Below are 26,847 nucleotides of genomic sequence, written 5' to 3' on the forward strand. Positions count from 1 at the left end.
GAGCAACCTTGATTGGGTGAAATGTCGGGACTCGGCCACCGTGGGGGTAGCCGTGTGTTATCTGTCCGGGTGGTTTGTGACCTATTGCGCAGTTTCCCGCGCCTCTTTCGGGTGTGACGGTCCCGCATACTGATACACGCGGCCCGCGTCAGGGAAAGCTCGGCTAGCATGCTCCGCATCATGCGTTTCGGGCTGCTTCTCCTTAGCTGCCGCGGTGAGGGTCTGCAGTAGAGGCCGACCCCCTCCCCGCGGAGTTCGGCGTGCGCCGTCGGCCGTCCATCAGGACACACCGAGGAGCCCCCGCATCATGGCGAACCGCCAGCAGCCCAGCCCCATGCCGATCCACAAGTACGGCCGCTACGAGCAGGTCGACATCCCCGACCGCACCTGGCCGGACAAGCGGATCACCACCGCCCCCCGCTGGCTCTCCACCGACCTGCGCGACGGCAACCAGGCCCTGATCGACCCCATGTCGCCCGCCCGCAAGCGCGCCATGTTCGACCTGCTGGTCAAGATGGGCTACAAGGAGATCGAGGTCGGCTTCCCGGCCTCCGGCCAGACCGACTTCGACTTCGTCCGCTCGATCATCGAGGACCCGGACGCCATCCCGGACGACGTCACCATCTCCGTACTGACCCAGGCCCGCGAGGACCTGATCGAGCGCACGGTGGAGTCCCTGAAGGGCGCCAAGCGGGCCACCGTCCACCTGTACAACGCCACCGCTCCCGTCTTCCGCCGCGTGGTCTTCCGCGGCTCCAAGGACGACATCAAGCAGATCGCCGTCGACGGCACCCGCCTGGTGATGGAGTACGCCGAGAAGCTGCTGGGCCCGGAGACGGAGTTCGGCTACCAGTACAGCCCGGAGATCTTCACCGACACCGAGCTGGACTTCGCGCTGGAGGTCTGCGAGGCGGTGATGGACACCTACCAGCCCGGTCCCGGCCGCGAGATCATCCTCAACCTGCCCGCCACCGTCGAGCGCTCCACCCCGTCCACGCACGCCGACCGCTTCGAGTGGATGGGCCGCAAGCTGTCCCGCCGCGAGTACGTCTGCCTGTCGGTCCACCCGCACAACGACCGCGGTACGGCGGTGGCGGCGGCCGAGCTGGCGCTGATGGCCGGCGCCGACCGCGTCGAGGGCTGCCTGTTCGGGCAGGGCGAGCGCACCGGCAACGTCGACCTGGTCACCCTGGGCATGAACCTGTTCTCCCAGGGCGTCGACCCGCGGATCGACTTCTCCGACATCGACGAGATCCGTCGTACGTGGGAGTACTGCAACCAGATGGAGGTCCACCCGCGCCACCCGTACGTGGGCGACCTGGTCTACACGTCCTTCTCCGGCTCCCACCAGGACGCCATCAAGAAGGGCTTCGACGCCATGGAGGCCGACGCCAGGGCCAAGGGCGTCACCGTCGACGACATCGAGTGGGCGGTCCCGTACCTGCCGATCGATCCCAAGGACGTCGGCCGCTCCTACGAGGCCGTCATCCGCGTCAACTCGCAGTCCGGCAAGGGCGGCATCGCGTACGTCCTGAAGAACGACCACAAGCTGGACCTGCCGCGCCGGATGCAGATCGAGTTCTCGAAGATCATCCAGGCGAAGACGGACGCCGAGGGCGGCGAGATCACGCCGGCCGCCATCTGGGACGTCTTCCAGGACGAGTACCTGCCCAACCCGGAGAACCCCTGGGGCCGTATCCAGGTCGCCAACGGCCAGTCCACCACCGACCGCGACGGCGTGGACACCCTCACCGTCGAGGCCACGGTCGACGGCACGGAGACCACCCTGGTCGGCAGCGGCAACGGTCCGATCTCGGCGTTCTTCCACGCGCTGCAGGGCGTCGGCATCGACGTACGGCTGCTGGACTACCAGGAGCACACGATGAGCGAGGGCGCCTCCGCGCAGGCCGCCTCCTACATCGAGTGCGCGATCGGCGACAAGGTGCTGTGGGGCATCGGAATCGACGCGAACACCACGCGGGCCTCGCTGAAGGCGGTCGTCTCGGCCGTCAACCGCGCATCGCGCTGACCAGCCGAATCGGCGGTTTGAGGCCCCGCCCGCCGGAAACCGGCGGGCGGGGCCCCGTCATATACCGGCCATATATCCGTGATGGTCACGGAAAGGTCTCGTCCTGGGTGCTGACTCCACCTCCCTGATGTGGCTAACATCACGCAAGCGCGGCGACGACGCTGTGGCGGTTATGGAGGTGCGACGTGCTGCCAGGACGGGGACCCAACGGCCGTGCCGCTGCCACCAGACTGTCGCGCCTGCTGGGCACCCGCACCGTGTGGACGGCCGTCGGTGACGGGGAGTTCTTCTGCCCCGGCTGCGGCGGCGACCGCAACTACCAGCGGCTGACCGGACACCGCCGCTTCGCCCTCCTCGGCGTGCCCGTGCTGCCGCGCGGCGGGACCGGGCCGGTCGTCGAATGCGCCGCCTGCCGCCGCCACTTCGGCACCGACGTCCTGGACCACCCCACCACCACCCGCTTCTCCGCGATGCTCCGCGACGCCGTCCACACCGTCGCCCTCGCGGTGCTGGCCGCCGGCGGCACCTGCTCGCGCGCCTCCCTGGAGACGGCCGCGACCGGGGTGCGCGCCGCCGGCTTCGACGACTGCACGGAGGAGCAGCTCGCCGCGCTCGTCGAGGCGCTGGAGGCGGACACCGGCCGCTTCACCGGGGAGCCCTGTACGGCGGGCCTGGCGATCGAGCTGCACGAGGCCCTGGACCCGCTGGCCCCGCACCTCGCCGCGCCGGGTCGCGAGTCGATCCTCCTTCAGGGCGCCCGTATCGCCCTCGCCGACGGCCCCTACATCCCCGCCGAACGCGACGCCCTGGCCACCGTGGGCGCGGCCCTCACCATCTGCTCGGACGACGTGACCCGCCTGCTGGCGGCGGCCCGCACCCCGTCCTGAGACCGTGTCTTCGCGCGCCGACCGGACCTACCATGTGAGCACCGGAGTCGCCTCTTCGCCCGCTGACGTCCGCTGAGGACTCGTGCGTCGACGCACGGCCTTGTCCGACACTGAAGGAGACGTGGCAGGGTGATGATGGATCGTAACGCCGACGCGCCATGGTCGCAGTTCGATCCGGAGGTGTACGTCGACCTCAACTACCGCACCCCGCTCGAGGTCGATCTGCTGATCGTGCGGCTCATGCGCGACCATTTCAGCCGCTGCTACGCGCAGGGCGTTCCGGCATCGGTCCGGGGAGTCGACGTGGGTGCCGGCGCGAATCTCTGTCCGGCCCTTTCCATGCTGCCCTGGTGCGAGAAGATCCTCCTTCTGGAATACGCGACTCCGAATGTCGAATACCTGGAGAAACAGGCGTCCGGCGGGGGATACGACACGGCGTGGGACGCGTTCTGGGACGTACTGGGTGAGGCTCCCGCCTACCGGGACGTCGAGCCGCGGAGCCGGTTCGGCGAGATCGTCCGGGTGGAGCGCGCCAACCTGCTGGACCTCGACGGACAGCGGCGCTGGGACATCGGCACGATGTTCTTCGTCGCCGACTCGATGTCCGAGTGCCCCGACGAGTTCCGGCGGGGAGTGGAGTGCTTCATGGACGCGCTGAACGAGGGAGCGCCCTTCGCCGCCGCGTTCATGAAGGAATCCCTCGGATACCAGGTCGGCGCACACAAGTACCCCGCCTACCGGGTCAACGCGGACCGGATCCGGGAGAGCCTGGAACCCTTCGCTGTCGAGTTGGAAATCCACGACATGGACCACATGGTGCGGCCGGGTCACGGGGAAGTGTTTCTCGCCCTGGGGCGGCGGAATTCGGCGATTGTCACCCCGTAGGAACGGGGATCATGTCTGAACACAGGGCAACAAGATCTGTACGAGGGGTGCGGGCATGCAGATCAAGCCACGGCAGCACCTGCTGGACATCTGGAGGGTCATGGCCCGCCGTTCGTTCGATAAAGGAAGCATTGTCCGGGAGAACGCCGACGGACTGAACAGCGCCGCCGACACCGAGCCGCTGCTGACCACATTCGTCCTGGCCCTGCCCGTGCTTTGGGAACTTGACACTCTGCCCCAGGCACGGGGCGCAGCCGCGCAGGAGGTGTGAGCCGTGCTCGTCTTCGCCGCCTCCGACAAAGGGGGCACCGGCCGTTCGGTGACCAGCGCCAACCTGGCCTACCAGCGCGCCCTCGCCGGCGACCACGTGGCCTACGTCGACTTCGACTTCGGCTCGCCCACCACCGCCGCCGTCTTCGACGTACCCGGCGCGATGCGCGGCACCGAGGAACGCGGCCTGCACTCCTACCTGGAGGGCGCGGTCACCGAACCGGCCAGGATCGACGTCTGGCGGCAGACCGAGCACCCCCAGCTGCGCGCCCGCCCCAACCAGGCCGGCCGCCTGGTGCTGCTCCCCGGCGACGCCGGCGGCGGCGAGTTCGTCGTCGGCGAGGACGCCCTCGAACGGTGCGTCGACCTCCTGCTGCGGCTGCACGGCGAGTTCGACCTGATCGTCGTCGACCTCAGCGCCGGCCGCAGCTACGCCGTCGACATGGCCCTCGCCGCGACCGCCCACCCCCGGATGCGCTACGTCCCCTTCCGCTGGCTGGTCTTCCACCGCTGGACCCGGCAGCACGTGATCGCCGCAGCCGGACTCGTCCACAAGGACCACGGCATCATCAGGGGCGGCGTCGAACGCGGCCACGACGAGGAGGCGCTGCAGGGCGCCGTCCGCTTCGTCCGGGCCGCCGTACCCGACCCGGACTCGCCGCTGTGGTCCCAGGGCACACCCGCCCAGGCCGCCTGGATGCAGTCCTGCGACGAGGCGCTGCGCCGGCTCGCCGCGGAACACGGCATCGGCGACAGCGTGGTGCTCGGCGCCGTACCCCTGGAACCCGCCCTACAGTGGTGTGAACGGCTCATCACTGATGAGGACGTCCTCTCCGTGCAGATCGCCAACAAGGAGACGCTGGCGGCGCTGGAGGAGATAGCTCGACGTTTGACGGACGACTCGTACTGGGGGCGACCTTGACAGCAGTGCCGGTCGTGGACCGTGGCATGTGCGACGGTTCGGACAGCCTCGATGAACTGGAAGACGGCGTTGGCCGAGCAGAGCTTTGACAACTGCGCATGACGGAGGCGAGCAGTGTCGGCCGATGCGGTCGTGATCGGTGCCGGAGTTTCCGGGCTGACTACAGCGGTGTGTCTCGCGGAGGCCGGGATGAGAGTCCGGGTGGACACCGATCGTCTCCCCGGCGCGACGACCTCGGCGGCCGCCGGCGCGATGTGGGACCCCTATCTCGCCGAGCCCAGCGACCTGGTCGAGCGTTGGAGCCGGGCGACCCTGTCCGAGCTCGTCGCGCTGAGCGCCGACGAGGACACGGGTATCCGGCTCGTGGAGGGAACGCAGGAGTCCAGAATTCCGTATGCCATGCCGGCGTGGAGCGGCTTGGTCGGCGGGCGCCTGTGCGCGCCGGAGGGCCTTAAGCATGGGTTCGTGAGCGGATGGCATTACCGCGCGCCTCTGGCTGATATGCCCCGTTACCTGCACTATCTTGTTCGACGGCTAGTGAAGGAAGGCGGCTCCATTCGCAGCCACCGGTACGGCGCGGTCGAGGAGGCGATGCGTGAGGCACCGGTAGTCGTCAACTGCTCGGGCACCGGGGCCAGGGCGCTGGCGAACGACCCCTCGGTCGAGGCGGTGCGGGGCCAACTCGTCGTGGTGGAGAACCCCGGCATCGAGTCGTTCTTCTGCGACGACACTCCTGGTGCCGACGAGCTCACCTACATCTACCCGCACGCTCACACGGTGGTTCTCGGCGGGACGTCGGACCGGGGCAACTGGGATCTATCACCCGACGACGAAGCGGCCCGCCGGATCATCGCGCGTTGCGTCGCCGTGGAACCGTCGATTTCCGGAGCCCGGATCCTCGAACAGCGGGTGGGGCTGAGGCCGGCACGGACACAGATCCGACTGGAGGAAGAACGCCACGGGGGCAGGCTGCTGGTACACAACTACGGTCATGGCGGAGCCGGACTGACCCTGTCCTGGGGATGCGCCCGCGAGGTCGTGGAGCGGATCCGCCGGGTGATCACAGCGACTACCTGATCTGCCACTGTCGACGCTCAGCGACGTCCGCCTCAGTGCCTCGGTGGAAGAGGTACAGCCATGTCCGGGCCGAAAGGGTGACGACCAGTACCGTGGTCCACGGCCAACTCGTGGCGTTCGCCGCCACCAGGCCCGCGCCCACTGTCGGCGAAGCCGCGGTGAGCACCATCAAGGCGAGCTCGCCCGGGCTCCGGCGAAAGCGATGGGCGATGGAGAACTCGGACCGTTCGTACCAGGCAATGGCGGTGCTGAGCACAAGGGCCAGGGTCATGGTGGTCCAGGGGTTCCCGCTGGCTTGTGCGTAGGTCACGGGGAGCGAGATCAGAAAAGGGAACACACCGCCGTACTCGGACAGCACGTTCCCCCACTTCATGATTTTACCGAACGAGTTGGAGCGGATCCGGGCGAGTTCGCCGGAAGCGCTCGCGTACACGATCAGGGAGAGCACGGTGCTGAACGTCGCTCCGATGAGGAGCAGGCGTACGTCGTCCGGGAAGCGGGTCGACGAGAAGGCGAAGCCGAGGAGGAAGGTGATGGCGGCAAGAACGGAACCGGCGAAGGCGATGCCGGCTGCGGCTTCTCCGGACTGAAGCGTTGCGGGGTCGTCCTGCTCGAACCTCGCTACTTCGAACGCCGAACCGTCCTCCAGGGGCACCAGCGCCGTCACCGCGTGATCGGACGGTGCCAGGGACTCGGCGAGCTGCTCCTGATCACCGACAGGTACGAGGTGGCGGGAATCCGGATCCAGATACGCGACGCGCGACTGGTGCTGGTAGTGAATGCGGACACCGGAGCCCGGACCGCTGCCACGCATGAGCCGGGTCCCTAGGAAGCCGCACGCCAGGAAGAGCCGCGACAGCGCAGTGCCCTCCAGACCGACCAGGGCGGATATGAGCGGTGGCTCGGAAGACCGGTGGGCCTTCACGGTCTCGGCCAGGAGCAGGGTGGCCACGCCCTGCCGTCGCACGCTGGGGTGGACCGCGATCACCGACAGCCGTACATGCCCCGGGGATGGAGTCTCGGTGACGACGCACCCCAGCAACGCACCGGCGGATTCGGCGACCCGCACCGAACCACGCTCGACGGCCGTGTCGAGAGAAGTCGACGAGGGGATGACCGACGGCTCGCACGAATCGACCAGTAGAGAGCGAAGTTGAGCCAGATCCGCCGAGTCGGCTGTCCTGGTCGACCACGCAGTCATGTCCGTCCGTTTGGTCAGCTCGAGGTTCCGGTCTTGCATGCTACCGATCGGCGCGTGCTCCTCGGCCTTTGGCCATGGAACACCGCTGCCGACAGCATATCGTCAAGTCGACTGCTAAATGGATGACTTGGGATGCCGGCACGACCATGACCTACATGAGTGGAGACGCCATGACGGAGTCCGTGTTCCAGGAGACCACTTCCAGGCCACGCACCCAGGCCGTGCCCCTGTCCCACCTCTCCCTGGAACTCGGCCACCTCTACATGGAGGACTTCGAGGCCGGCCCCGGGCACCTGCGGCGGCACTTCGAGCGGGTGCGCCCCTGGGCGGAGGCGGCCCGCGCCACCGCCGCCGCGACCGGCGGCAAACGCCCCCGGATCAGCACCTGCTTCCTGATCGACGACTACTTCACCCGCTTCTCCACCCCCGCCGAAGTCGTCCCCATGCTGCTCCAGGAGGCCGACCGGGCCGGGCTCGTCGTCGACTACCTGGCCCGCGAGTCCGGCTGCGCCGTCGCCGGCAAGGTACCGGTCGCCGAGGCCGTGGCCGGACGGATCGTCGAGGAACCACCACCCGGCAGCTACGGCCTGCGCCCGCCGGCCGCGCAGACCGGCTGGCTGGCCAACGGCGAGCGCGGCCCCGTCGCACGGGCCCCGCAGGCCATGAAGAAGGCCACCGCCTGGCAGCCGCCGAAGGAGACCGCCGCCCGCCGCCACTCCGTCTTCCTGGACGTCGAACTCTGGGACGACGGCCCCGACGGACACCGCACCTGGTCCTGCCCCTTCCTCGCCGCGGTGTGGCAGCTGGCCCGCCTCGGCCTGCTGCGCAACGAGGGCGAGGCCGTCCTCGTACCCCAGCCGCACACCGCCGACGCCTTTCCCGACGACTGGGACGAACTGCCCCCGCTGCTTCGCCTCAACCCGCGCGCGGACCCGTTCGCCGCCTACCGGACCTGCTCGGTGATCCCCAGCCGGTTCTTACCCGTCGAGCACGCCGTCCGCGTGATCCTCGACCAGATCGAGGTCGACCCCGGAGCACTGGCCCAGACCGCCGAGCGCTCCGCCCGCGAGAACACGGCCGTCCCCGACTCGGTGGCCGACCGCGTCTCCTACGTCTTCTACGCGGGGCGGTGACATGACGCCGGGGGACATGACGCCGGGGGAGACACAGCCACCCGTCGTGCTCGCCTGCGGCGAGGTCCGCACCTGCCTGCTGCCCGCCCTGCAGGCCCTCGACAGCCGCTCCGCCGCCCAGCTCCTCGGACTGCGCGCCGACGAACGCGTCCTGCTCTCCGAACGCCCCAACCTCTACGGCCGTTCCCCGGACACCCTCACCGGCGTCGACTGCCCCCTGCCCAGCGCCGACGGCGCCAGGATCCGCGCCGTCGGCACCGTCGCCGCCCGGGCCTCCCTCACCGAGGGGCGCGTCCTGCAGAGCTCCGCCTACTTCCGTGTCCCCGCCTCCGGCCCCGACCACCGGCGCCCCTGGGGCCACTACCTCGTACGGCCCGCGACGGTCGAGCCGTTCGGGAAACTGCCGTACGAGGCGGTCGCCCAGGGCCTGCTGAACGGCGGGCGGCACGGCGAACTCGACGTCGGGCTGATCGCCGACGGACTCCTCACCCGCCTGCTGCGCCACCCCCTGCTCGACCACCGCCCGCCCCTGAAGTCCCGCCCCACCCGGCTGCGCTGGGTCGCCCTGCCCGCCGAGCGCGACGAGGGGCCGTCGATCGAGCGGTTCACCCTCGCCGAGGACGAGCTGCGCACCGTACGGCTCCGCGTCCCCGCCGGCACGCCCGCCGGTGAGATCGCCGGGCTCTGCGACGACCTCGCCCTGCACGACTGGCTGCTCACCACCGTCGTCCGCGTCCTGGACGGCATCCGGCTGGGCGCCGCGGAACCCCCCGCACGGACGAGGGCCCGGACCGGCGAGGACCGGCCCGCCGTCGTCGCCGCGCTGCGGCCCGCCGTCGACCACCTGCTGCACCTGTGGATGCCACGGGCCCGTGTCGCACACGAACTCGCCCCGCTCTGGGAGGCGCTGGAGGACCGCCCCGGCTTCACCCGGCAGTGGCGCACCCTGGTGCAGCGCATCCGGGACCAGCTCGCCCTGCACGCGATTCCCCACCGGGAGGCCGAGTTGAGCCCCTGAGCGCGCCGCCACGGCCCCGACGCACATCCCCGCACCCCGATCCGACGCGTATCCCAACGGGGGGAGAAGCGAGATGAGCACGGCACAGTCATCCCAGCCCGAGGAGACGGCACCCCCGCCCGGCGCGGGCGCACGTTCCCGGGCACAGTCGCCCGACCGGACCGAGTGGACGCGCAGACTCCTGACCGGCCTCACCGTCGGCCTCGTCGTCTGGGGCGTCGCAGCACTGCTGAGCCCCGGGGGCGGAGCGCTCCGGCAGCTCTCCGCCGCCGCACTCTGCGCCGCCGCCACGGTGGCCCTCCAGCACCTCCTCGCCCGCGACCGGAAACCCGACGAACAGGCCCTGCGGACACAGAGCGTCCTCGCCGAGACCGCCGCCACCGTGCGGGACGGGCTGGCCCGGCACGACGACCACCTGCGGACCGGCCTGGCCCGGCACACCGAGGACATCCGGCAACTCGTCGAGACCCGCCTCGCCCAGCAGGACCCGGCCCCCGAGTCCTACCCGCCGCTCGACCGCGTCCGCACCGACGGCGTACCGGAACTGGCCAAGCGCTTCGCCGAGGCCCTCGCACCCGGACCGTCGATCCTCTACACGTTCGTCCGCCTGGAGATGCAGCGGGTGGTCGGCCACATGGCGGCGCTCACCAGCATGAGCGTGGAGTGCCACGGCGAGAACCACGACTGGATGCTCACCCTCACCCACGCCGCCGAACGCTCCGTCGACGCCATCAGCACCTCCGTCGACCGCGAGTTCTGGAACAGCGAACCCGCCAGCCGCTACCTCGACGCCCAGCGGGAGGCGATCGAGGAACACGGGGTGCCGGTACGGCGGCTGTTCCTGCTGGCGAGCGCGCGCGAACTCGACGACCGGCTGCTGCGGCTGTGCGACGAACAGCAGGCACTGCACATCGAGGTCCGGGTGGCGGTGCTGCCCGAACTGCCGCCGCACCTCCAGCGCGGCACCACCGACGACTTCATCGTCTACGACGAGGAGGTCTCCTTCGAGATCGAACAGGACCTGCGCGACGTCAACGTCAGGACCCGGCTCATCGCGCGACGCGACCACGTCCAGGACCGCATGAAACGCTTCCGGGAACTGTGGGAGGCGGGCATGAGCGTCCGCGAACTGGAGGTACGGGTCGACGACGAGGAGGACGGCACCTGGATGGTCGACCGGGCGTAGCCTCCGGGCGGTTACTCCCGGGGGAGTAACCGCGCCCCCGTGCCGCCCCACGCAGTACTCCGCAACTCGATCCCACGTCCGACGACCCGCGCCCCTTCCGCCGGGAGTCTGGGAACCGACCCAGACACCCGACCGGAGGGGAGCCCCGACTCATGGGGGACGCAAGGACACACGCACGGCGACGGCGCCTCGTGCCCTGGGCGGTGGTCGGGCTGTGGCTGGCCGCGCTCGTGCTCGTCGGACCGCTCGCCGGCAAGTTCGGCGAGGTCCAGCAGAACCGGGCCGTCGACTACCTGCCCGACAGCGCCGACTCCACCCAGGTGGCCCGCATCCAGGACGAGCTGCCCGGCGGCGAGTCCACCGACCTCGTGCTCGTCTACCACCGGGACGGCGGACTGAGCGCCGCCGACCGGCAGGCCGCCGCCGCACAGGTCGCCGAGGTCGAGGGCGCGTACGACCTGACGGACATCCCCCGGGGCGTCCCCTCCACGGACGGCAGCACCCTCATGTACCCGGTCTCCAGCACCCAGCCGGGCCAGGACGAGGAGGCCCGGAACGCCTTCGTCGACGGGGTGCGCGAGATCGCCGACGGCACCGGCGGACTGAGCGTCGAGGTCGGCGGGCCCGGCGCCCTCGGCACCGACATGGGCAAGGTGTTCGAGACCATCGACGGCACCCTGCTGCTGGCCACCCTCGGCGTCGTCACCGTGCTGCTCGTGCTGATCTACCGCAGCCCGTTCCTGTGGCTGGTCCCGCTCACCGTCGCGGGTGTCGCCGCCGGTGTCGCGATGGCCGCCGGATACGGCCTGCACGAACTCTTCGACGTCACCGTCACCGGCCAGAGCGGCGGCATCATGACCGTCCTCGTCCTCGGCGCCGGCACCGACTACGCGCTGCTGCTCGTCTCCCGCTACCGCGAGGAACTGCGCCGCCACGAGCGGCCGTACGACGCGATGAGCGCCGCCCTGCGCGGCTGCGGACCGGCGATCCTCGCCTCCTCCGGCACCGTCGCCGCCGGACTGCTCTGCCTGCTCGCCGCCGACCTCAACAGCAGCAGCGGCATGGGCCCGGTCGGCATGATCGGCGTACTCGCCGCACTCGTCGCCATGACCACCCTGCTCCCCGCGGTCCTCGTCCTGCTCGGCCGCCGTGTGTTCTGGCCGCTGATTCCCGCCTTCGGCAGCGCCCCCAAGGCCCGCCGGTCGCTGTTCGCCGCCATGGGCACCTCCGCCGCGCGCCGCCCCGCCGCCGTCCTCGCGGGCGGCGGGCTCCTCCTCGGCGCCCTCGCCCTCGGCACCCTCAACCTCACCGGCGACCTCAAGCAGGAGGACTCCTTCACCGACCGGCCCGAGTCCATCTCCGCGATGCGGACCCTGGCCGAGGAGTACCCCGAGCGCAGCAGCCGCCCCCTCACCGTGATGGCCCCCACCGACCGGGCGGACGCCGTCCTGGCGAAGGCCCGCACCACCGAAGGGGTCGCCGACGCCACCGTCGTACGCGACGGCGGGGGCTGGGCCGAGATCGCCGTGTTCGCCACCGCCGCCCCCGAGACGGCCGGCGAGACCCGCACCATCGAAACCCTGCGCGACACCCTCGACGGCCACGGCGCCCACGTCGGCGGCCTCAGCGCCCAGCAGCTCGACCTCGCCCACAGCGAGTCCCGCGACCGTTCGGTCATCGTGCCGCTGGTGCTCGCCGCCGTGTTCGTGATCCTCATGGTCCTGCTCCGCAGCCTCGTCGCACCGCTGCTGCTGCTCGCCGCGGTCGTCGCCGTCTGGGGCGCCGCCCTCGGCATCGGCGGACTGGTCTTCGAGCCGCTGCTCGGCTTCTCCGGCACCGACCCCGGACTCGGACTGCTGTCCTTCGTCTTCCTGGTCGCCCTCGGCGTCGACTACGGCATCTTCCTCCTGCACCGCATGCGCGAGGAGTCCCTGAACGGCGCCGAACCCGAGGCCGCCGCGCTCACCGCCCTGCGCACCACGGGCGGCGTGATCGCCTCCGCCGGCGTCGTCCTCGCCGCGACCTTCGCCGTACTCACCACGCTGCCCCTGGTACCGCTGGTCGAACTCGGCTTCGTCATCGCGGTCGGCGTCCTCCTCGACACCTTCCTCGTCCGCACCTACCTCGTCACCACGGCGAGCGTGCTGCTGCGCCGCCGGCTGTGGTGGCCCGGCGGGCTCTCCCGGAACCCGGAGCCCGTCCCGCGCGAACGGCAGCCGGAACCGGTGTGACCGCCCGCGTGCCGATCACAAGGGCGCCCCTCCCTCCCGGAGGGGCGCCCTCCTCCCGGAGGATGTACCCCGTGCACACGAAGACAGCGCGGGCGGCGGAACGCCCCCGCACCGGCGAGCGGATCATGGCCGCGATCAACCGCGACCCCCTGACCGCCCCGCACGCCGTCCGCAACGACGCGATCCTCGCCGTGTGCACCGCCGCGCTCGCCACGGTCGTCGCGCTGCTCGTCGACCACGGCCACCGGCCCGACGCGCTCGGCTGGACGCTGCTGCTCGCCGCCCACGTACCGCTCGCGTGGCGGCGGCGCCGGCCGCTGCCGGTGCTCCTGCTGGTCCTGGCGCCGGTCGTGCCGTACCACGCCCTCGACAACAACCACGGCGCGCCCGTCGCCGGGTCCATGGTCGCCCTCTACACGGTCGCCGCGACCAGCACACCGCGCCGCACGCTCACCGTCGGCGCCCTGGTCATCGGCACGACCCTCACCATGAACGCCCTCACCAACCCCGACGGCTTCGTGGAACTGCTCCGCATCACCGGCTGGGTCGTCGCCGTGCTCTTCCTCGGCGTCGACGTCCGCTTCTACCGCCAGTACGTCACCGCCATCGTCGAGCGCGCCGAACGCGCCGAACGCACGCGCGAGGAGGAGGCCCGCCGCCGGGTCGCCGAGGAACGCCTGCGCATCGCCCGCGACCTGCACGACCTGCTCGCCCACAGCATCACCCTCATCGGCGTGCAGACCTCCGTCGCCGCGCACGTCCTGGCCGCCGACCCCGAACGCCTCGACCGGGAGACCGTCGCCAAGGCCCTCGACGACATCGCCGAGACCTGCCGGACGGCCCGCGGGGAGCTCCGTACGACCCTGGAGGTACTGCGCGACAACGGCGGGCCCTCGGACACCCGCGGCCCGCTGGCCGGTCTCGACGGCGTCCCCGACCTGGTGGAGGCCGCGCGCCTCGCGGGCGCCCGCGTCGAACCGGCCGTCCGGGTGACGGGCCCCGTACCGCCCGCCGTCGGTGCCGCCGCGTACCGTCTCGTCCAGGAGGCGCTGACCAACGCGGTCCGGCACGCCGGACCCGAACCGGTGGTCCGCGTCGACCTGCGCGAGGAGGACGGCGCCCTGCGCCTGTCCGTCACCGACGACGGCACCGGCCCCACCCCCGGCACCACTCCCGGCTTCGGTCTGGTCGGGATGCGGGAACGGGCCCGCAGCGTGGGTGGCACACTCGACGCCGGACCACGGGCGGGCGGCGGCTTCCAGGTGGCGGCGACCCTGCCGCTGACGCCCGCGACGACTCGGGAAGGAACAGGAACCGGATGACCATCCGCGTGCTGCTCGCCGACGACCAGACCCTCGTACGGGAGGCCTTCGCGATGCTCGTCGAGTCGGCGCCCGACATGGAGGTCGTCGGCCAGGCCGCCACCGGCCGGCAGGCGGCGGAACTGGCCCGCACCGAGCGCGCCGACCTCGTCGTCATGGACATCCGCATGCCCGACCTCGACGGTATCGAGGCGACCCGCCTGATCGCCGCCGACGACGACCTCGCGGGGGTCAGGGTCCTCGTCCTCACCACCTACGACACCGACGAGAACATCGTCGACGCGCTGCGCGCCGGCGCCTCCGGCTTCCTGGTGAAGGACACCAGACCGGCCGAACTCCTCGACGCCATCCGCACGGTGGCGGCCGGCGAGGCCCTGCTCTCACCGGGCCCCACGGCCCGGCTCATCGAACGCTTCCTGCGCAGCCCGTCCGCGCCGGTCACCGCCGGCCCCGAGTGCCTCTCCGACCGCGAGCGCGAGGTGCTCGCCCTGGTCGCGCGCGGCCTGAACAACGCCGAGATCGCCGACTCGCTGGGCCTGAGCCCGCTCACCGCGAAGACCCACGTCAGCCGGACCATGGGCAAGCTCGGGGCGCGGGACCGGGCCCAACTCGTCATCGTGGCGTACGAGTCGGGGCTGGTGGCACCGGGGAGGCCGTGAGCCGGCCGGCTTCACAGAGTGTGGTGCAGCCACCGCTGGATGGTGCTGTTGATGCTGCCGGACAGGGCGCTCAGACTCTCGATGGCCTCACGGTCCTCGGGCCGGGGCGGGATACCGGCGGCGGTCAGGGCGGCGTGGAGCTCCAGCCGACGCCGGTCGCGCGGGTCGATACCGGTGCCGATCCGGTCGGCCGGGCGCGGCGGGGCCAGCAGGTAGTCGCCCTCCAGCGTGAACGCGGTCGCGGTCATAGCGGTCTCCTCACCAAGAGGTGTCGGTACTGCAGGACAGGAGGCCGGCTGCGGGAGCCCCGGTTCCGCACGGGGCGAAACGTCACGCCAACGGCGTCATCGACAGCTCATCGTCCGGTCGGACGAACAGCCCGGAGAACGCTTGAACACCTGTCGTCAGCGGCAGTACACGTCCCGGCCGGGGCGCTCGCCGGTGGCGAGGAAGCGGGAGACCGTGCGGTCGCCGCACTCGTTGCCGTTGGCGAGGTAGGCGTCGTGGCCGGTGGAGTTCACGGTGACCATGACCGCCCGCCGGCCGAGTGCCTCCCGCATCCGCATCGCGCCGGCGAGCGGGGTGTTGACGTCCCGCTCGTTCTGGACGAGCAGGATGTCGGACGGCCCCCGGTCGGTGATCCGCACCGGCGCCTCACGCGGCGGGTACGGCCAGGCCGCGCAGAGCATCGCGTTGCGGGGCATCCCGGCGGTGAGCGGGTACTTGGCGCGGCTCTCGGCGACGCCCTTCTCGTACAGGGCCTGCGACGTGGGCCACGACACGTCGTTGCAGAGCGTCCCGGCTCCCACGGCGGTGACGTTCTGCAGCAGTTCCTCGGGCGGCGCCCCGGGCGCGGGCGGCACGGTGCCCTGCGCCGCGGCCCGCATCAGCCCGGCGAGCGTCGGGTAGCGGCTGGGGGAGGCGAGACTGTCCAGCATGGTCTGGCGCAGCACGTTGCCGTTCAGCTCCTCGGGATTGGCTCCGGGCCACGGGATGGGCTCGCGGTCGAGCCGGGCGGCGAGGCGCAGGAACAGCGGGCGTACGTCGGCGGCCCGGCGCGCCACGCGGTCGGGGTTGCCGGGCTTCGACGCCCATGCGGCGAAGTGCGGGAAGGTGTCCTCGACCCCCTGCTCGTGAGCTGCGAGCCAGGCGCGATTGACACGGGTCGGGTCGGGGTCGTCGACGCTGTCCAGCACGATCCGGTCGGTGCGGTGCGGGAACAACTGCGCGTACACGGCCCCGACGTACGTCCCGTACGACACTCCCCACGCGGAGATCTTCCGCTCGCCCAGCGCGGCCCGGAGGCGGTCGATGTCGCGGGCCTCGTTGGCGGTGCTGATGTGTTTGATCAGCTCACCGCCGTTGCGCGCGCAGGCGTCGGCCGTGCGCCGGGCGGTGGCCATGTTCCCGTCCACCGAGCCGTCGGGGGCGGGCCAGGGACGGAGCCTGGAGGTGGCGAGGTCGCCGTACTCCAGCCCGCAGTCGACGGGGGTGGACGGGGCGAGCCCGCGCGGCGCGAACCCGATGAGGTCGTGGGTGTCACGGACCTCCTGGGGGAGTTTCTGCCCCTTCCCCGAGGGGTCGTTCAGACTCGACCCGCCCGGCCCGCCGGCGATGAGCAGCAGGGCCCCGCGCCGGGCGTCCGGCTTCTCGGCGGGGACACGGGAGACGGCGAGGGAGATCTGCGGTCCGTCGGGGTCGGCGTGGTCCATGGGGACCCGCAGGGTGGCGCACTCCTGGCGGGGACCGGCGCCGGCCGTACCCGCGCAGGGTCCCCAGTCGAGGGACGTGGGTACGGCCTGGGCGGTCAGGGGTGGGAGCAGGGCGACGAGGAGGGCGGCGGGTACGGCGGTGAGGGCGAGGGTGCGTGTGGTTGACGGCATGTGTACGAGCTTTGTCGCGGCACGGCCCCGCTCACATCCGGGCAACGCCCTTGTTTTTGTTGGGGTTTACCCCAGGGGGCTGTGAGGGGCGTCTGCTCGCACGTGGTTCAACGGTGCGTATGAACTCCGTCCAGGGAAGCGCCCCGGCCCTCGGCCGCCTTCAGTCGTTCCAGGGCTGCCAGCCGTACCGTGAACACCACGGCGGCCCCTGCAGTGGCGGCGTACAGGAGGTCGGTGACGAGGGACAGCGTCAGGACGTCGCTGACCTCGGCGAACGAGTCGACCATGTCGACGCGCGCGGCGGCGAACCGGCCGAGCAGTGTCGTTCCGACGAACAGGCCCCACCACAGGTTCACCGGCCACATCGGCAACCGGTGCGATTTCCCCTCGGTCGGCAGCAGTGCGCAGGCATTCCACATGTCGGCAGCAGTGCGCAGGCATTCCACATGTCGGCCGCGATGCGGTACGGCAGCCACAGGTTGGCCACGGGGATGAACCAGGCACCGATCGCCCATCCGGGTCCCTTGCGGAACCAGTTCGGTGCCAGGAGCTCGGTGCGGCGGCGCGTCTGGAAGAACCAGGTGATGAAGAGCGCCGCGCAGAGCAGGCTTGTGACCAGCTGGACCTGTCCCGCCCTCTCGTACAGCGAGTACGCGGCGTCCAGGTCCGACGCGGTCGTGGCGGTCACGTCACCGTCGACCACCGCGCGGAGCCGGACATCGGTGTACACGGCGAACAGGTCACTGAGCGCGGCGACGGCGAACGCCGCCACCACGGCGATGAGGAGGCCGCGCGAGGCGCGCGGCGGCACGCTGCTGGGCAGCGGGTGATGCGGGCTGAGCCCGTCTTTGGACGCGAGCATGACGATGGCCCCCCACGGGCGGTAAGACGGCAGACACCCGCGGAAGATCGCGCGCGGACGCACGATACGCCGGACGGCGAGAGGCCGCCCACATCAATTCGCCTGCGGTCAGGGCCGGTCAGGGGCCGGTCAGCGACCGATGCCGCCCATGAACTCCGTCCAGGCCACCGCCCCGACGACGATCACCGGACCGTCGGTCACTTTGCTGTCCCGGACGGGGACGACACCGGGGAGTCCGACGGCGACTTCGACGCAGTCCTCGCCGCCGTCGCCGCCGCTGTAGCTGCTCTTGCGCCAGCATGCGTTGCTCAGGTCGAACTCGCGCATCGTCTGTAGTCCTCCGCAGCCGACTCGATCAGGGGCAGGGACGCCTCCGACGACAGCGCGGCGGCCCTGATGTGATCGTAAGACGCCCGGACTCGCTTCACCAGCGCCGGTTCGTCCAGCAGGCTTCCCGAAAACACGCCCTCTGTATAGACGGTTGGTGGTGCGTCCTCGAACTCCATGAGCTTCATCTGCTTGCCCATGGCCGGGTGCGCCCCTGCGGAGAACGGGAGTACCTGGAGCAGCACCTTGCGCTCTCGTGCCATGGCCGCGATGTGGTCCAGTTGGTGCGCCATGACCGCCGGACCGCCCACGGGGATGCGCAGCACCGTCTCGTGCAGTACCACCCAATACACGGGCCGTGTGGCGTCCTTGAGGACCCGCGTCCGCTCCATGCGCCCCTTGATGAGTTCCTCGATGTACTCGGCGGCGGCGAACGGATTTCCCGCCAGGAACATCGCCTGCGCGTACTCCCGTGTTTGCAGGAGTCCTGGGACCACAGCAGGCGCGTACTCGCAGATTTCCGTCGCCAGTCGCTCAAGTTCCGCCGCGTGCGCGAAGTACTCCGTATAGGTCTGGTCCTTGATGAGCTTGCGCCACATCCGCTCGAAAATACCGTCGGTTTGCAACGCGTCGTCGATCCGCTGGGCCACATCCAATTGCGGCTTGCGAATCGCCTGTTCGAACTGGCCGATGTAGCCGCCCGACACGAACACGCGCGTACCCAGCTCCACCTGCGTGAACCCCGCGTCCTCGCGTCGGCGCTTCAGTTCCGCGCCGAAGAACTCCCACGCCGCCTGACGTGAACCGTTGGCCATAACCAACCCCCTTGTGCTGACTCGCACTTGTAGAACGCGAGCCCCTCCCAAGTGTAGACACGGAATGTCACCCTTGGGGTACGAAGAGTGAAAGCCGAAAGGAAAGGGGAGCACGGTGAAGGCACGACACTCGGCGCTCTGCGTCGAAGAAGCGGAGGAAGTGGTGAAGGAATTGCGGGCGGCACTCGCGAAGGCCGGAATTTCCCTGCCGTCACTGGGGCTGGACCCGGTGAGTCTCGCGCGGGAGGCGCCCTGTCCGCTCATCGAACTGGGGCGGTGTTCGGTGGAGACCGCGCGGCGGATCGCGGCGGCGGTGATGCGGTGAAGCCGCCCGTCGGCGCGTATGTCGTGGACACCAGGACCGAGCGGATCGGTGTGGTCATGGGGCATGAGGGGCCCTATGTCCAGCTGAGGCCGTACGGCGGCGGCCGGGAGTGGGACGCCGATCCCGGTGTCGTACGGCATGCGACCTCCGCCGAGCGGCTGCGCGCGGCGACGGCGTACGCCAACGCCCGGAGTCGCGGTGAGGTGCCCTGAACGTGGGCGACAATGGATGCCATGAGTCTGTTCCGCGACGACGGCATCGTGCTGCGCACCCAGAAGCTGGGTGAGGCGGACCGGATCATCACACTGCTCACGCGCGGTCACGGGCGGGTACGCGCGGTGGCGAGGGGCGTGCGCCGGACGAAGTCGAAGTTCGGTGCGCGTCTCGAACCGTTCTCGCACGTGGACGTGCAGTTCTTCTCGAAGGGGAGCGAGCTGATCGGGCGCGGCCTGCCGCTGTGCACGCAGAGCGAGACGATCGCGCCGTACGGCGGCGGGATCGTGACGGACTACGCGCGGTACACGGCCGGGACGGCCATGCTGGAGACGGCCGAGCGGTTCACCGATCACGAGGGCGAGCCGGCGGTGCAGCAGTACCTGCTGCTGGTCGGGGCCCTGCGGACGCTGGCGAGGGGCGAGCACGCCCCGCATCTCGTACTCGACGCGTTCCTGCTGCGCTCCCTCGCCGTCAACGGGTACGCGCCCAGCTTCACCGACTGCGCGAAGTGCGGCATGCCCGGACCGAACCGGTTCTTCTCGGTCGCGTCGGGCGGTGTCGTCTGCGCCGACTGCCGGGTGCCCGGCAGCGTCGTACCCTCGCCGCAGGCCCTGGGGCTCCTCGGAGCGCTGCTTACGGGAGACTGGGAGACCGCGGACGCGTGCGAGGCGCGGTACGTCCGGGAGGGGAGCGGGCTGGTGTCCGCCTACCTGCACTGGCATCTGGAGCGCGGGCTGCGCTCGCTGAGGTACGTAGAGAAGTAAGCACGAGGAGACGAGAGACACATGGTGGTACGCGGGTTCCTGGGGCGTCAGCGCCGGGAGTACAGGACGCCGGAACCGCACCCGTCCGGCGCGCGGCCTCCGAAGATCCCCGGGGAACTGGTCCCCAAGCATGTGGCGATCGTCATGGACGGCAACGGGCGGTGGGCGAAGGAGCGGGGGCTGCCGCGTACCGAGGGGCACAAGGTCGGCGCCGAGCGGGTGCTGGACGTGCTCCAGGGCGGGGTCGAGATGGGGGTCGGCGCGATCTCGCTGTACGCCTTCTCCACCGAGAACTGGAAGCGGTCGCCGGACGAGGTGCGCTTCCTGATGAACTTCAACCGGGACTTCATCCGCAAGACGCGCGACACGCTCGACGAGCTGGGGATCCGGGTGCGGTGGGTCGGGCGGATGCCCAAGCTGTGGAAGTCGGTGGCCAAGGAGCTCCAGGTCGCCCAGGAGCAGACGAAGGACAACGACCGGCTGACGCTGTACTTCTGCATGAACTACGGCGGGCGGGCGGAGATCGCGGACGCCGCGCAGGCGCTCGCGGAGGACGTGCGGGCCGGGCGGCTCGATCCGTCGAAGGTCAACGAGAAGACCCTGCAGAAGTACATGTACTACCCGGACATGCCGGACGTGGACCTGTTCCTGCGGCCGAGCGGGGAGCAGCGGACGTCGAATTACCTGCTGTGGCAGAGCGCGTACGCCGAGATGGTCTTCCAGGACGTGCTGTGGCCGGACTTCGACCGGCGCGACCTGTGGCGGGCGTGCCTGGAGTTCGCCTCCCGCGACCGGCGGTTCGGCGGGGCGATCCCGAACGAGGAGCTGCTGGCCATGGAGGGCACGCAGCCCGACGGCTGACGCCGGGACGCGGGAGGTTAGGGTTCCGCCTCATGGATCACCAGGGGCGGGACACTCTTCAGGACAGTGGCACCGATGCCGTCGAGCTGGTCTACCGGCCGACGCGCACCGACATCCTCCGGGGCATCCAGACGCGTGCACGTGTGCGGGGGCTGGCGCCGGTGCGGTGGATGTTCGTCGTGCTGTTCGCCGGATTCGCCGCGTTCACCGCGCTCGGAGGGGCGGACGCCGCGGTGCTGACCGCGCTCTCGCTGCTGACCGCGGTCCTGATCTGGGGCACGCCCCGGCTCCAGGCAGGCCAGGTGTTCCGGGCCGTCTCGTGGCAGGGCGAGTACCGCGTCACGGTGACCGACGCCGGGATCACGGTCGAGACCGAGCACACGACGGTGGTGCAGCGTTGGACGCTGTTCCGCGGCTACCGCGAGACTTCCGAGCACGTGGTACTGCTCAGTCGTGACCCGGGCATCCTGGTGCTGGAGGTCGAGCCCAAGCGCGGTCTGCGCGGCGAGGAGGACCTCCGGCGTCTGCGGGCTCTGCTCGATAGGCACCTTGCGCGCGTGTGACGGCTTTCCGCGGGTTGGGGCCGGGCGGGGGGTGTTCGCGCTGCCCGGCGCCCGCCGGGTGCCGTCGCGCCCACCCGTGCCGCCCCAGCGGCACGATTGCCCGCGGCCGGCGGGCGGCTGCCTGCGGTTACGACGCCCCCGCGCAGTCCGCGCAGGTGCCGAAGATCTCCACCGTGTGGGCCACGTTGACGTAGCCGTGTTCCGCCGCGATGGCTTCCGCCCATTTCTCCACCGCCGGGCCCTCCACCTCCACCGCCTTGCCGCAGTTGCGGCAGACCAGGTGGTGGTGGTGGTCGCCGGTGGAGCAGCGGCGGTAGACGGACTCGCCGTCGGCGGTGCGCAGGACGTCGACCTCGCCCGCGTCGGCGAGGGACTGGAGGGTGCGGTAGACCGTGGTGAGCCCGACCGAGTCGCCCTTGTGCTTGAGCATGTCGTGGAGTTCCTGCGCGCTGCGGAACTCGTCGACCTCCTGAAGGCAAGCCGCCACAGCGGCACGCTGCCGGGTGGAGCGGCCCTTCACGGGCGGTCCTGCGGTCGTCACCGGATTGCCTCCTCACATCTGGCCCCGTCTGCCCGGGCCATTGTGCCAGTCCGGGCGGAGGGCGGTCAGGCGCCGACCGTGTCGCCGGCCTCGCGGCCGGCCGGAATCGCGCACTCCGCGGGGTCGCCGCCGGGTTGCGCGGCGGCCAGTGCCCGGGCGCGGCGGCGGGCCAGCGGGGCGGCCAGCGCGGTCAGTGCGATGAACGCGGCGATGGTCAGCAGCACGATCGTCGCGCCGGGCGGCACGTCCTGGTAGTACGAGGTGACCGTGCCGCCGATGGTCACGCTCACGCCGATCGCGACGGCGATGGCGAAGGTGGCGGCGAAGCTGCGGGTGAGCTGCTGGGCCGCCGCGACGGGCACCACCATGAGCGCGCTCACCAGCAGCAGGCCGACCACGCGCATCGCGACGGAGACGGTCACCGCGGCCGTGACCGCCGTGAGCAGGTTCAGGAACCGCACCGGCAGGCCGGTCACCCGCGCGAACTCCTCGTCCTGGCTGACCGCGAACAGTTGCCGGCGCAGACCGACCGTGACGAGGACCACGAAGGCCGCCAGCACACAGATCGCGGTGACGTCGGACGTGGAGACCGTCGACAGCGAGCCGAAGAGGAACGAGGAGAGGTTGGAGGTGGAGCCGCCGGGGGCGAGGCTGGTGAACATGACGCCGCCGGCCATACCGCCGTAGAAGAGCATCGCGAGGGCGATGTCGCCGCGGGTCCTGGCGTACCAGCGGACCAGTTCCATGAAGACGGCGCCGAGGACGGAGACGAGCGTCGCCATCCACACCGGGGACCAGGAGAACAGGAAGCCGAGGCCGACGCCGGTCATGGCGACGTGGCCGATGCCGTCGCCCATGAGGGCCTGGCGGCGCTGGACGAGGTAGATGCCGACGGCGGGGGCGGTGATGCCGACCAGGACGGCGGCGAGCAGCGCCCGCTGCATGAAGGCGTAGTCGAGGATGTCCATCGGATTCAGCTCAGCAGTCCTGTGCGGATCGGTTCGGCGCCCGCGGGGGCGTGCGGGTGGACGTGGTCGTGGCCGGGCAGGGCGTGCTGGCCGACGGCCTTGGGGGGCGGGCCGTCGTGCAGGACGCAGCCGTCGCGGAGCACGACCGCCCGGTCGATCAGGGGCTCCAGGGGGCCCAGTTCGTGCAGGACGAGGAGGACCGTGGTGCCCTCGGCGACCTGGACCTTGAGCGTCTCGGCGAGGATCTCCTGGCTGGCCAGGTCGACGCCCGCCATGGGCTCGTCCATGATCAGCAGTTCGGGGGCGGCGGCGAGCGCGCGGGCGATCAGGACCCGCTGGTGCTGGCCGCCGGAGAGGGCGTCGACGGAGTCCTTCGCCCTGTCCGCCATGCCGACCAGGTCCAGGGCGTGGCGTACGGCCTCGTGGTCGGTCCTGCGGAAGAGGCCGAAGCGGGTGCGGGCCAGGCGGCCGGAGGAGACGACCTCGGTGACCGTGGCGGGCACGCCGCCGGCGGCGGTGGTGCGCTGCGGGACGTAGCCCACGCGCGCCCAGTCGCGGAACCGGTGCCGCGGGGTGCCGAACAGCTCGACCTCCCCGGCGCTGACGGGTACTTGGCCGATGACGCTGCGTACGGCCGTCGACTTGCCGGAGCCGTTGGCGCCGAGCAGCGCGACGACCTCACCGCGGTGCACGGTGAGGTCGATGCCGCGCAGGACGGGGCGCGAGCCCAGCTCGGCGCGGACGCCGCGCAGGGAGATGACGGGCTCGGTCGTCATGCCGTCCTCCGGTGGTTCGTCGGTCACTTGGTTCCCAGGGCCGTCTGCAGGGCCTTGAGGTTGACTTCCATGACCTGGAAGTAGTCGTCGCCGCGGGAGGCGTCGGTGATGCCCTCCAGCGGGTCCAGGACGTCCGTCTTCAGTCCGGTGTCGCCGGCGAGGGTCTTGGCGGTCTTGTCGCTGACGAGCGTCTCGTAGAAGACGGTGGTGACGCCGTCGGCCTTCGCCATCTCCTGGATTTCCTTCACGCGCGCCCCGCTGGGCTCGGACTCGGGGTCCAGGCCGCTGATGGACTCCTCGGTCAGTCCGTAGCGCTCGGCGAGGTAGCCGAAGGCGGCGTGGGTGGTGATGAAGACGCCGTTCTTCTTGTCCGCGAGGCCGGTCTCGAACTTCTCGTCGAGGTCGTTCAGCTTGCCGACCAGGGTCTCGGTGTTCTTCCTGTAGTCGGCGGCGTGGTCCGGGTCGGCCTTCTCGAAGGCCTTGCCGACGCCCTCGGCGACCTCGGCGTACCTGACCGGGTCGAGCCAGATGTGGGGGTCCTTGCCGCCCTCGTGCTCGTGCTCGTGGCCGTGCTCCTCCTCGGCGTGCTCCTCCTCGGCGTGCTCCTCCTCGGCGTGCTCCTCCTCGTGGCCGCCGGCCTCGGTGCCGTGCTCCTCCAGGGAGGTCAGGGTCGCCGCGTCGATCTTCGTCCCCACCGGGGACTGGCCGATGGCCTCGTCGACGGAGGGCTGGAGGCCCTTGAGGTAGAGCGCCGCGTCGGACTCCTCGAGCTGCGCGGTCTGCTTCGCGCTGATCTCCAGGTCGTGCGGCTCCTGGCCGGGCTGGGTGAGGCTGGTGACGCTGACGTGCTCGCCGCCGATCTGCTCGGCGAGGAAGGCCATCGGGTAGAACGACGCGACGACGTCGAACTTGTCGGTGTTGCCCGCGGCGGCACTGTCGGAGGAACAGGCGGTCAGGGTGCCGAGACCGAGGGCGGCGACCGCGGCCAGAGCGGCCGCGGATATGTGAGGTCGTCGTACGTTCATGACAGTCATTTTCAACAAATATGGAAACCGTTGTCAACAAAGCACGTGAGGGAGCTGTAGGGGGCACCGAATTGGTCGCGGGGCAGGCCGCGCCGGTAGCCTGAGGACTTCGCTGGAAGCAAACTCGCTTCGTCGCCCGTCGTCGTAATGAAGAGAGCACCGTGGCCGCCGACAAGATCGACACCATCGTCAGCCTGAGCAAGCGCCGTGGCTTCGTATTCCCCTGCAGTGAGATCTACGGCGGCCAGCGTGCCGCCTGGGACTACGGGCCGCTGGGTGTCGAGCTCAAGGAGAACCTGAAGCGCCAGTGGTGGCGCTACATGGTGACGTCGCGCGAGGACGTGGTCGGTATCGACTCGTCCGTCATCCTGGCCCCCGAGGTGTGGGTGGCCTCCGGCCACGTCGCCACCTTCACGGACCCGCTGACCGAGTGCACCTCCTGCCACAAGCGGTTCCGCGCGGACCACCTGGAGGAGGCGTACGAGGAGAAGAAGGGCCACGCCCCGGAGAACGGCCTCGCCGACCTCAACTGCCCCAACTGCGGCAACAAGGGCACCTTCACCGAGCCCAAGCAGTTCTCGGGCCTGCTCTCCACCCACCTCGGCCCGACGCAGGACTCCGGCTCCATCGCCTACCTGCGCCCCGAGACCGCCCAGGGCATCTTCACCAACTTCGCCCAGGTGCAGACCACTTCGCGCCGCAAGCCGCCGTTCGGAATCGCCCAGATGGGCAAGTCCTTCCGCAACGAGATCACGCCCGGCAACTTCATCTTCCGCACCCGCGAGTTCGAGCAGATGGAGATGGAGTTCTTCGTCAAGCCGGGCGAGGACGAGAAGTGGCAGGAGTACTGGATGGAGCAGCGCTGGAACTGGTACACCGGTCTCGGCATGCGTGAGGAGAACATGCGGTGGTACGAGCACCCGCAGGAGAAGCTCTCCCACTACTCCAAGCGCACCGCTGACATCGAGTACCGCTTCCAGTTCGGCGGCAGCGAGTGGGGCGAGCTGGAGGGTGTCGCCAACCGCACCGACTACGACCTCTCCTCCCACTCCAAGGCCTCCGGCCAGGACCTCGCCTACTACGACCAGGAGGCCGGGGAGCGCTGGACGCCGTACGTCATCGAGCCGGCGGCCGGTGTCGGCCGGGCGATGCTCGCCTTCCTGCTCGACGCGTACGTCGAGGACGAGGCGCCCAACGCCAAGGGCAAGATGGAGAAGCGGACCGTGCTGCGGCTCGACCACCGCCTCGCGCCGGTGAAGGTGGCGGTGCTCCCGCTGTCCCGCAACGCGGAGCTGTCGCCGAAGGCGAAGGGGCTCGCGCAGGCGCTGCGCCAGCACTGGAACATCGAGTTCGACGACGCCGGTGCGATCGGGCGCCGTTACCGTCGCCAGGACGAGATCGGTACGCCGTTCTGCGTCACCGTCGACTTCGACACGCTGGACGACAACGCGGTGACGGTGCGTGAGCGCGACACGATGAAGCAGGAGCGGGTGTCGCTGGACCAGATCGAGGGGTACCTCGCGTCCCGTCTGATCGGCGCGTAGTCGCCGCGCGGGCTTGTGCCGGGCCCCCGGTACCGGACCACTCAGTGGTCCGGTACCGGGGGCCTCGTCGTGGACGCCCGCCGGTTCGACGGGTCCACCGTCGCCTGGTGCGCCTCCGTCAGGTGCTCCTGTGCCTTGAGCCAGGGCAGGAACTGGGCGCCTCTGCGCCAGCCGCAGGTGTCGCACCGGATCGTCCGCTGCACACCGGTGCGCTGGACGCGCACGATGTACTCACGGCCGTGCAGGTCCCAGCGGCTGACCTTGCTCGTGTCGATCTGCGACATGGCTCCTCCGGAGTCCGGGCGGGGTGTCCCCGTTCTACTGCCCCGCCCCCACCACGAGCAGTCGTACCCCCCCGGCCCGCCGCGGGCGGTCACGCCTCCCCCCGCCCTCCGCGGGCAGTCACGCCTCCCCCGCCCCCGCCCTCCGCTCTCCGCGGGCAGTCGTGCCGCTGGGGCGGCACGGGTGGGCGCGACGGCACCCCGCAAGCGCCGGGCAGCGCGAACACCCCCCGGACCGCACCAACACGGGACACCCCGTACGGCGCCGGGCGGCGC

The 26,847-nt window shown here is 70.7% G+C and carries 30 protein-coding genes; 18 read left to right on the top strand and 12 right to left on the bottom strand.

Annotated features, from left to right (window positions below; all coding sequences use genetic code 11):
• Window positions 1–307: 307 nt before the first annotated feature.
• From leuA to ACIA6T_RS04765, 6 genes are all read left to right on the top strand, one after another.
• Window positions 308–2,029 (top strand): 2-isopropylmalate synthase, encoded by a 1,722-nt coding sequence (leuA, locus tag ACIA6T_RS04740; RefSeq protein WP_399445097.1) that lies wholly within the window; start codon window positions 308–310, stop codon window positions 2,027–2,029.
• A gap of 185 nt (window positions 2,030–2,214) precedes the next feature.
• Complete coding sequence (locus tag ACIA6T_RS04745; RefSeq protein ID WP_399445098.1) at window positions 2,215–2,916, top strand: TerB family tellurite resistance protein; 702 nt, start codon at window positions 2,215–2,217, stop codon at window positions 2,914–2,916.
• 132 nt (window positions 2,917–3,048) lie between these two features.
• Window positions 3,049–3,801 carry an SCO2525 family SAM-dependent methyltransferase gene (locus tag ACIA6T_RS04750; protein WP_399445099.1) on the top strand — a complete coding sequence of 251 codons (753 nt, stop codon included), beginning with the start codon at window positions 3,049–3,051 and terminating at the stop codon, window positions 3,799–3,801.
• Between the two features lie 55 nt (window positions 3,802–3,856).
• Complete coding sequence (locus ACIA6T_RS04755) at window positions 3,857–4,072, top strand: hypothetical protein (protein WP_399445100.1); 216 nt, start codon at window positions 3,857–3,859, stop codon at window positions 4,070–4,072.
• A gap of 3 nt (window positions 4,073–4,075) precedes the next feature.
• Window positions 4,076–4,993: an SCO2523 family variant P-loop protein gene (locus tag ACIA6T_RS04760; protein WP_399445101.1), complete on the top strand. Its 918-nt coding sequence runs from the start codon at window positions 4,076–4,078 to the stop codon at window positions 4,991–4,993.
• Window positions 4,994–5,125: 132 nt separating this feature from the next.
• Window positions 5,126–6,070: an FAD-dependent oxidoreductase gene (locus ACIA6T_RS04765; protein ID WP_399445309.1), complete on the top strand. Its 945-nt coding sequence runs from the start codon at window positions 5,126–5,128 to the stop codon at window positions 6,068–6,070.
• On the opposite strand, the gene ACIA6T_RS04770 is transcribed toward ACIA6T_RS04765, so the two are convergent.
• Window positions 6,063–7,310: a GNAT family N-acetyltransferase gene (locus tag ACIA6T_RS04770; RefSeq protein WP_399445102.1), complete on the bottom strand. Its 1,248-nt coding sequence runs from the start codon at window positions 7,308–7,310 to the stop codon at window positions 6,063–6,065. The two genes, ACIA6T_RS04765 and ACIA6T_RS04770, sit on opposite strands and share 8 nt — an antisense overlap.
• Before the next feature lie 131 nt (window positions 7,311–7,441).
• Here ACIA6T_RS04770 and ACIA6T_RS04775 point away from each other — a divergent pair, with 131 nt between their 5' ends.
• The 6 genes from ACIA6T_RS04775 to ACIA6T_RS04800 all read left to right on the top strand — a co-directional run bounded on the left by ACIA6T_RS04775 (window position 7,442) and on the right by ACIA6T_RS04800 (window position 14,820).
• A complete protein-coding gene (locus tag ACIA6T_RS04775; RefSeq protein WP_399445103.1) occupies window positions 7,442–8,404 on the top strand; it encodes an SCO2522 family protein in 963 nt (320 codons plus the stop codon).
• 1 nt (window position 8,405) lies between these two features.
• Window positions 8,406–9,422, top strand: a complete 1,017-nt coding sequence (locus tag ACIA6T_RS04780; protein WP_399445104.1) for an SCO2521 family protein — start codon at window positions 8,406–8,408, stop codon at window positions 9,420–9,422.
• A 73-nt stretch (window positions 9,423–9,495) separates the two neighbouring features.
• The gene (locus ACIA6T_RS04785) at window positions 9,496–10,608 is read left to right on the top strand and encodes a hypothetical protein (RefSeq protein WP_399445105.1); all 1,113 of its coding nucleotides are present in this window, start codon (window positions 9,496–9,498) and stop codon (window positions 10,606–10,608) included.
• 152 nt (window positions 10,609–10,760) lie between these two features.
• Complete coding sequence (locus ACIA6T_RS04790; protein WP_399445106.1) at window positions 10,761–12,839, top strand: MMPL family transporter; 2,079 nt, start codon at window positions 10,761–10,763, stop codon at window positions 12,837–12,839.
• 62 nt (window positions 12,840–12,901) lie between these two features.
• Window positions 12,902–14,161 (top strand): sensor histidine kinase, encoded by a 1,260-nt coding sequence (locus ACIA6T_RS04795; protein ID WP_399445107.1) that lies wholly within the window; start codon window positions 12,902–12,904, stop codon window positions 14,159–14,161.
• The gene (locus tag ACIA6T_RS04800; RefSeq protein WP_399445108.1) at window positions 14,158–14,820 is read left to right on the top strand and encodes a response regulator; all 663 of its coding nucleotides are present in this window, start codon (window positions 14,158–14,160) and stop codon (window positions 14,818–14,820) included. Before ACIA6T_RS04795 ends, ACIA6T_RS04800 begins: the two co-directional genes overlap by 4 nt.
• Before the next feature lie 11 nt (window positions 14,821–14,831).
• Here ACIA6T_RS04800 and ACIA6T_RS04805 read toward each other — a convergent pair whose 3' ends face one another.
• The 6 genes from ACIA6T_RS04805 to ACIA6T_RS04830 all read right to left on the bottom strand — a co-directional run bounded on the left by ACIA6T_RS04805 (window position 14,832) and on the right by ACIA6T_RS04830 (window position 18,707).
• Window positions 14,832–15,068 carry a hypothetical protein gene (locus ACIA6T_RS04805; RefSeq protein ID WP_399445109.1) on the bottom strand — a complete coding sequence of 79 codons (237 nt, stop codon included), beginning with the start codon at window positions 15,066–15,068 and terminating at the stop codon, window positions 14,832–14,834.
• Window positions 15,069–15,224: 156 nt separating this feature from the next.
• On the bottom strand, window positions 15,225–16,703 hold the full coding sequence (locus ACIA6T_RS04810; RefSeq protein ID WP_399445110.1) for an alpha/beta hydrolase: 1,479 nt from the start codon (window positions 16,701–16,703) through the stop codon (window positions 15,225–15,227).
• A 107-nt stretch (window positions 16,704–16,810) separates the two neighbouring features.
• Complete coding sequence (locus tag ACIA6T_RS04815) at window positions 16,811–17,059, bottom strand: hypothetical protein (protein WP_399445111.1); 249 nt, start codon at window positions 17,057–17,059, stop codon at window positions 16,811–16,813.
• Window positions 17,056–17,565, bottom strand: a complete 510-nt coding sequence (locus tag ACIA6T_RS04820) for a DUF4328 domain-containing protein (protein WP_399445112.1) — start codon at window positions 17,563–17,565, stop codon at window positions 17,056–17,058. Before ACIA6T_RS04820 ends, ACIA6T_RS04815 begins: the two co-directional genes overlap by 4 nt.
• Before the next feature lie 129 nt (window positions 17,566–17,694).
• Window positions 17,695–17,892 (bottom strand): DUF397 domain-containing protein, encoded by a 198-nt coding sequence (locus ACIA6T_RS04825; RefSeq protein WP_399445113.1) that lies wholly within the window; start codon window positions 17,890–17,892, stop codon window positions 17,695–17,697.
• Window positions 17,874–18,707, bottom strand: a complete 834-nt coding sequence (locus ACIA6T_RS04830; protein ID WP_399445114.1) for a helix-turn-helix domain-containing protein — start codon at window positions 18,705–18,707, stop codon at window positions 17,874–17,876. Before ACIA6T_RS04830 ends, ACIA6T_RS04825 begins: the two co-directional genes overlap by 19 nt.
• A 115-nt stretch (window positions 18,708–18,822) precedes the next feature.
• Here ACIA6T_RS04830 and ACIA6T_RS04835 point away from each other — a divergent pair, with 115 nt between their 5' ends.
• From ACIA6T_RS04835 to ACIA6T_RS04855, 5 genes are read left to right on the top strand one after another with little or no spacing between them, the layout of a single operon-like run.
• Window positions 18,823–19,032: a hypothetical protein gene (locus ACIA6T_RS04835; protein WP_073931978.1), complete on the top strand. Its 210-nt coding sequence runs from the start codon at window positions 18,823–18,825 to the stop codon at window positions 19,030–19,032.
• A complete protein-coding gene (locus ACIA6T_RS04840; RefSeq protein ID WP_399445116.1) occupies window positions 19,029–19,244 on the top strand; it encodes a hypothetical protein in 216 nt (71 codons plus the stop codon). The genes ACIA6T_RS04835 and ACIA6T_RS04840 overlap by 4 nt, the downstream gene beginning before the upstream one ends.
• A gap of 21 nt (window positions 19,245–19,265) precedes the next feature.
• Window positions 19,266–20,012, top strand: a complete 747-nt coding sequence (recO, locus tag ACIA6T_RS04845) for a DNA repair protein RecO (RefSeq protein ID WP_073931980.1) — start codon at window positions 19,266–19,268, stop codon at window positions 20,010–20,012.
• A 21-nt stretch (window positions 20,013–20,033) separates the two neighbouring features.
• Window positions 20,034–20,873, top strand: a complete 840-nt coding sequence (locus tag ACIA6T_RS04850; protein ID WP_385048992.1) for an isoprenyl transferase — start codon at window positions 20,034–20,036, stop codon at window positions 20,871–20,873.
• A gap of 32 nt (window positions 20,874–20,905) precedes the next feature.
• On the top strand, window positions 20,906–21,436 hold the full coding sequence (locus tag ACIA6T_RS04855; RefSeq protein ID WP_399445117.1) for a YcxB family protein: 531 nt from the start codon (window positions 20,906–20,908) through the stop codon (window positions 21,434–21,436).
• Window positions 21,437–21,563: 127 nt separating this feature from the next.
• Here the strand turns inward: ACIA6T_RS04855 and ACIA6T_RS04860 are convergent, their stop codons facing one another.
• The 4 genes from ACIA6T_RS04860 to ACIA6T_RS04875 all read right to left on the bottom strand — a co-directional run bounded on the left by ACIA6T_RS04860 (window position 21,564) and on the right by ACIA6T_RS04875 (window position 24,746).
• Complete coding sequence (locus ACIA6T_RS04860) at window positions 21,564–21,977, bottom strand: Fur family transcriptional regulator (protein WP_399445118.1); 414 nt, start codon at window positions 21,975–21,977, stop codon at window positions 21,564–21,566.
• A 65-nt stretch (window positions 21,978–22,042) separates the two neighbouring features.
• Window positions 22,043–22,945, bottom strand: a complete 903-nt coding sequence (locus ACIA6T_RS04865; protein ID WP_399445120.1) for a metal ABC transporter permease — start codon at window positions 22,943–22,945, stop codon at window positions 22,043–22,045.
• A gap of 5 nt (window positions 22,946–22,950) precedes the next feature.
• Window positions 22,951–23,721, bottom strand: a complete 771-nt coding sequence (locus tag ACIA6T_RS04870) for a metal ABC transporter ATP-binding protein (protein ID WP_399445121.1) — start codon at window positions 23,719–23,721, stop codon at window positions 22,951–22,953.
• 23 nt (window positions 23,722–23,744) lie between these two features.
• Window positions 23,745–24,746 carry a metal ABC transporter substrate-binding protein gene (locus ACIA6T_RS04875; RefSeq protein WP_399445122.1) on the bottom strand — a complete coding sequence of 334 codons (1,002 nt, stop codon included), beginning with the start codon at window positions 24,744–24,746 and terminating at the stop codon, window positions 23,745–23,747.
• 161 nt (window positions 24,747–24,907) lie between these two features.
• Here ACIA6T_RS04875 and ACIA6T_RS04880 point away from each other — a divergent pair, with 161 nt between their 5' ends.
• Window positions 24,908–26,290, top strand: coding sequence for a glycine--tRNA ligase (locus tag ACIA6T_RS04880; protein ID WP_399445123.1), 1,383 nt, complete (start codon window positions 24,908–24,910; stop codon window positions 26,288–26,290).
• Between the two features lie 41 nt (window positions 26,291–26,331).
• Here ACIA6T_RS04880 and ACIA6T_RS04885 read toward each other — a convergent pair whose 3' ends face one another.
• Window positions 26,332–26,574, bottom strand: coding sequence for a hypothetical protein (locus ACIA6T_RS04885; RefSeq protein ID WP_399445124.1), 243 nt, complete (start codon window positions 26,572–26,574; stop codon window positions 26,332–26,334).
• Window positions 26,575–26,847 lie beyond the last annotated feature (273 nt).

Origin of the sequence: Streptomyces sp. NPDC051740 (genome assembly GCF_044453165.1) — a bacterium.
Classification (GTDB): Bacteria; Actinomycetota; Actinomycetes; order Streptomycetales; family Streptomycetaceae; genus Streptomyces; species Streptomyces atrovirens.